3 protein-coding genes and 1 pseudogene are annotated in these 5430 nt (G+C 74.2%); all 4 read left to right on the top strand.

The features are described from left to right. Positions 1-1425 (top strand): ATP-binding SpoIIE family protein phosphatase (locus JS521_RS33420; RefSeq protein WP_205086646.1); only part of this gene is annotated, 1425 nt, incomplete at its 5' end. Positions 1426-1548: 123 nt separating this feature from the next. Further along, on the top strand, positions 1549-2085 hold the full coding sequence (locus JS521_RS33415; protein ID WP_205086645.1) for a hypothetical protein: 537 nt from the start codon (positions 1549-1551) through the stop codon (positions 2083-2085). Between the two features lie 84 nt (positions 2086-2169). Continuing rightward, positions 2170-4395 (top strand): DUF8696 domain-containing protein, encoded by a 2226-nt coding sequence (locus JS521_RS33410; RefSeq protein ID WP_205086644.1) that lies wholly within the window; start codon positions 2170-2172, stop codon positions 4393-4395. 444 nt (positions 4396-4839) lie between these two features. Then, positions 4840-5430, top strand: a pseudogene (locus tag JS521_RS33405) (sugar transferase); the annotation flags it as partial.

Here is a 5430-nt window from a genome sequence, read left to right as displayed (position 1 = left end):
GGCCCCGGCGACGAGCGGCACCCGTATCCGCCCGTCGCCTATCCGCCCGGCTCCCCGCAGAACCGCAGCCTGTCCTCCGGCGGGCTCGTGCTCGACGAGGGCACCCTGGTCGTGCCCCTGCGGGCCGGCGGCGGCATCCTCGGGCTCGTCACCTTCGACCGGGACGCCGGCCCGGACGCCCCCGAACGGGCGACCACGTTCGACAACGGCGAGGTCGCCCTGGCCGACGAGCTGGCGGCCCGGGCCGCGGTCTGCATCGACAACGCGCGCCGCTACACCCGCGAGCGCACCGCCTCCCTCGCGCTCCAGCGGCAGTTGCTGCCGCACCACCTGCCGCCGCAGTCCGCGGTCAGTACCGCCTATCGCTATCTGCCAGCCGACGACGTGACCGGCGTCGGCGGCGACTGGTTCGACGTGATCCCGCTGTCCGGAACGCGGGTCGGCCTCGTCGTGGGGGACGTGGTCGGGCACGGCCTCCAGGCGGCCGCCACCATGGGGCGGCTCCGTACCTCCGTACGGGCCTTCGCCCAGCTCGACATGGCCCCGGACGAACTGCTGACCCGGCTGGACGACCTGGTGGGGCAGCCCGCGGAGGAGCCGCCGGACGCGTACGGCGGGGCCGTCGAGACGTACGACGTGACCACCGGGGCGACCTGCCTGTACGCGGTCTACGACCCGGTCTCCCGGCGTTGCGTCATGGCCCGGGCCGGGCATCTGCCTCCGGCCGTCGTCGACCCCGAGGGCCGGGTGACGTTCCCGGACCTGCCCGCCGGGCCGCCGCTGGGCCTGGGCGGCCTGCCGTTCGAGTCGATGGAGGTCGACCTGCCGGTGGGCAGCCTGCTGGCGCTGTTCACCGACGGCCTGGTCGAGGCCCGGGACCACGACATCGGCCACGGCCTCGACACGCTGGGCCGGGTGCTCGGCGACCGCTCCGCCTCCCTGGAGGAGCTGTGCGACCGGGCGGTGTCCGAGCTGGTGCCGGGCGGCACGAGCGCCGACGACACGGCCCTGCTCCTGGTCCGCACCCGCGAGCTCGACGCGGAACGGGTCGCCCACTGGGAACTGAGTGCCGAGGCGGTCTCGGTGGGCCGCGCCCGCGAGCTGGCCACCGGCCAACTGGAGGCCTGGGGCCTGGAGGAGCTGGTGTTCGCGACGCAGCTGGTCGTCAGCGAGCTGGTCACCAACGCGGTCCGGTACGCGGGCGGGCCGCTGGGGTTGCGCCTCATCCGGGACCGCACCCTGGTGTGCGAGGTCGCTGACACCGGCCACACCTCCCCGCACCTGCGGCACAGCGCCGAGGACGACGAGGGCGGGCGCGGCCTGTTCATCGTGGCGCAGCTCGTCCAGCGGTGGGGCACGCGGTACACCCCGACGGGCAAGACCATCTGGACCGAGCAGGCCCTGCCACCGGCCGACGACGCCTGACCCCCTCCGCACCGGCTGGGCCACTTTGTTGACAACCCAACAGGCTTCGACTTAGGTGTGCCTTACCTAAGTCGACTGGGTGTCCGTGGTTCTGGTTACCGATGCCGAGAAAGGTGCTCACCCGTGAGTGCTGTTCCCTCCACCTGTACCGTCGCCCGTACGAGCCTCGCCGCTTTCGCCGCCGCCGCGCTGGCCGTGACCTTCGCCTCCCCCGCCGCCGCCGCGACCGGCACCCGTACGGCCACCGAAGGCGGTACCACCTACAACCTGTCGCTCACCGCCCCCGACACCGCGGCGGCCTCGGGCGCCAACATCACCGTCACCGGCAGCGGTTACAACACCGCCCAGGGCGTCTACGTGAGCCTGTGCGTGGTGGACGGGGCCCAGGGCGCCAACAAGCCCTCGCCGTGTCTCGGCGGGCAGGACGAGTCCGGCACCACCGGCGCCTCGCACTGGGTCTCCGGCCTGGGCGGCGGCCTGCCCAACACCTCGCCCTTCGGCGCGGGCGGCACCTTCAGCGTCCGGATACACGTGAAGGCCGACCTGGGCGGCGGCAACGTCTGCGGCGACACCGTCGAGTGCGCCGTCGTGACCCGCGCCGACCACACCGACACCAACGACCGCAAGTACGACGTCCACGCCCCGATCGACTTCGTGTAGCACCGGGCGAGCTGCCCAGTCCTCCGCCCGGTCCCGGCCGCTCGTGCCGGGGCCGGGCTCCCACGCGTCCTGACGAGGAATCACATGACATCCACTCCGGGCACCGCTCCCGGCAACCCGGCCGGCGGCCGCGGCAGACCGATACGCCGGGCGGGCACGGCCGCCGCAGCCGCCCTGCTGCTCGCGGGGATCCCCGTCGGCGCGGCCGTCAGCGCCGACGCCGGAACCCCGAAGACCGCCACCGGCCCGCAGGGGCAGAAGCTCACCGTCTCGGCCACCGCCGGTCTCGACCCGGACGGGCAGAAGGTCCGGGTCACCGGCGAGGGGTACGGCCTCACCACCGGCATCTACGTCGCCCTGTGCAAGGACAACGGCGACAACCGGGTGCCCTCCCCCTGCCTCGGCGGCGCGGACATGAGCGGCGGTTCGAAGACCTCGCAGTGGATCGTGCCCCCGGGCGACCCGTACGAGGGCGACCTCGCCTCCGCCTTCGGGCCCGGCGGAACCTTCGACGTGGAGATCGAGATCACACAGAAGAGCGACGGCCTCGACTGCGCCGAGGTGACCTGCTCCGTCGTCACCCGCGCCGACCACCGCGCCGCCGGCAACCGTACGCAGGACGTCCGCATTCCCGTCGCCTTCGCCGGCCAGGAGCCCGGCGAACCGGGTGGCGAGGGCGTCGACGTACCGGCGGGGACCGTCTCCTACAAGGCCGCCGCCGACTTCACCTCGGCCGGCAAGCCGCTGGACCTGCTGCTGCACCCCGAGTCGAAGAAGCTGTACGCCGGTGCGGACAACCTCCCCGACACGGCCGACGTCGACGAGCGCGGGCTGCATGTGCTGAACCCCGAGGACGGGAAGGCGGAGAGCTGGATCAGCCAGGCGCCCGGCTCCACCGGAGAGCTGCGCGCCTCGGCCGCCGCACGCATCGCGGGACCGCTGCCCGGCGACGGCGTCGTCTACAACTACCCGCTGCGGGGCGTCGGCAGCGCCAAGGCCGGTGACGCGTCGGCCAAGGGCGTCTGGCTCGCCGGATCCACCATCACGGACATCGCACCCGGCACGACCGCGGACACGGTGCTCGTCGCGCAGGGGGCGAAACTCTCCGAGATCGAGCGGGCCACCGGCACGGCCGTACGGAGCCTCACCCTGCCGGGCGGTACCCAGTTCGCCGCCGACCCCGAGCGGGGCGCGCTCTGGTACAGCGACTTCGCGGCCGGGAAACTGCACCGCGTCGATCTCACGTCGTTCACCGTCAGCGGCTCCTTCGACCTCTCCGGGGCCCAGGGTGCGACCGGGTTCACCGAGACCGACCCGGCCACCGGCGCGGTGTGGGTGGGGGCGAACCGGTCCGTGCTGGTCTTCGACGCGGCGGGCAAGCTGCTCAAGACGCTCGTCGGCAAGGACCTGGCCCGCGACGCCGCCTTCGACACCGCCACGGGCCGTGCGTACGTCGCCTGGCAGGACGGCGGGGACCTCTCCGACCCGGCCAACGACAACAACGGCACGCTGACCGTCTACGACAGCGAGGACTTCGCCGTCGCCGCGAAGGACGTGTCGCTGCCCGGCAACCACTCCCAGGCCGGGTCGGCCTCGCTCGCCGTCGAGCCGGGCGGCGCCACCGTCTATGTGACCAGCCCCGCCGAGGGGAAGATCACCAAGCTGGTCCGGCAGGTCTCGCCCCTGGTGACCCGCGCGCCCGCCGATCTCACGGCGAAGGACGGGGAGGAGGTCTCCCTCACCGCCGAGGCGGAGGGCACCCCGGAGCCCACGGTCCGCTGGCAGGTCAGCGCCGACGGTTCGCAGACCTGGAAGGACGTCGAGGGTGCGGCCGGGCCGGCCCTCACGTTCACCGCGCTCACCGCGCAGGACGGCTACCGCTACCGCGCCGAGTTCCGCAACGACGTCGGCACCACCCGCACCGCCGCCGTGACCCTCACCGTCACCGCGGACACCGGCGGCGGGGACGCGGGCGGCGACAGCGGCGGCAACGGTGACACCTCGAACGGCACCGACGGCTCCGGCAGCACGGGAGGTGACGGTTCGACAGGTGACGGTTCCGCAGGCGGCGACAGCGGTACGCAGACGGCCGGCGGCTCCACCGAGGGCTCCGGCTCCACCGGTACGGCCGGGAGCACCGGTTCCACGGTCGCCGGGGGCGGCACCGGGACCGCCGCCACGTCCGGCGGCGGCAGCCTGGCCGCCACCGGGGCCACTGTGATGTCGGTAACTCTCGCGGCAGCGGCCCTCGTTGGCGCGGGGGTGCTGGTTCACCGGCGCGCCAGGAGGCGCACGGAGGGCGCACTCTGACGCCGTAGCAGCCCGCCCACCCCTCGGGGGAAGCGGGGAACACGTGAACCCCCTGGCCGGACACACCGCCCGCCAGGGGGTTCACACGTTTCCGCCGGTGCGCGACGGAGCCGGAACCCCCGCGAGCCGCCCCTCGGCACCCCCGGATACAAGCGCTTACCGGCCTGCCGCTCCCTCAACCTCCCTGCCCAGCAGGGGACATCGGATGGTTCCGGCCGATCGGACGTGCTCGGACCGGACCGTCTGAACTTCACGGGAACTCCAGCGAAATGGCACGTGTGTGGATATCGTGCACCGAGCGAGGGCGCATCCGTCAGTCCATGGGATCGGCGGATGCGTCCCGTTTGTGGGGGTGCAACTGTGGCTGGGGGGCTCATGGGGCATGTCGAAATACCCGATACCGACCTATCGGGACCGGTACCTGATACCGGCCTGTCCGGACCGGTGGGGCTCCGGGGCGCGCCGCGCCCCCGCACCGCCGCCTCCCGGAACCGCACGGCGGCCCTGGAACAGCTGTGGAGGGCCCCGACGGCGCAGCGCGACCCGGCCGGACCGGCGCCGGTCCGGCGCAAGCCCGACCCCGGCCCGGCCCTCGCCGCGCTGACCGATCTGCTGGGTCTGGCCGGTCCGGCCTGGCTGCTGCTGCGCGCGGGCGACCAGCCGCGCCAGGTGGCGGCCGCCGCGGTGACGGGGCTGCTGTGGGCCGGGCTGCGCGGCGCCCGCGGACGGTACACCGCCCGGCTGCGGGCCGAGCCGGGCGGAGTGCCCGGCGTGGGCGGGGCGGTGGGCGACTGGCTCGTGCTCATCGGCCTGCTGGCCGTGCTGCACACGGCGGCGGGCAGTCCGGTGGACCCGGCCACGGCCGTCGTGGCCGTCGCGCCGGGGCTCCTGATCGCCACGGCAGTGGCGGGGCTGCGCTCCGCACGGCGGGGAAGCCGGGTCCGCAGGGTGCTGCTGGTCGGTGAGGCGGCGGGGGTGGGCCGGGCGGCCGCGCTGGCCCGGGCGCGGGACGTGCTGTCGCTGGGCATCGACGCG

Origin of the sequence: Streptomyces durocortorensis (genome assembly GCF_016901035.1) — a bacterium.
Classification (GTDB): Bacteria; Actinomycetota; Actinomycetes; order Streptomycetales; family Streptomycetaceae; genus Streptomyces; species Streptomyces durocortorensis.
This window is presented reverse-complemented; position numbering and strand designations above follow the sequence as displayed.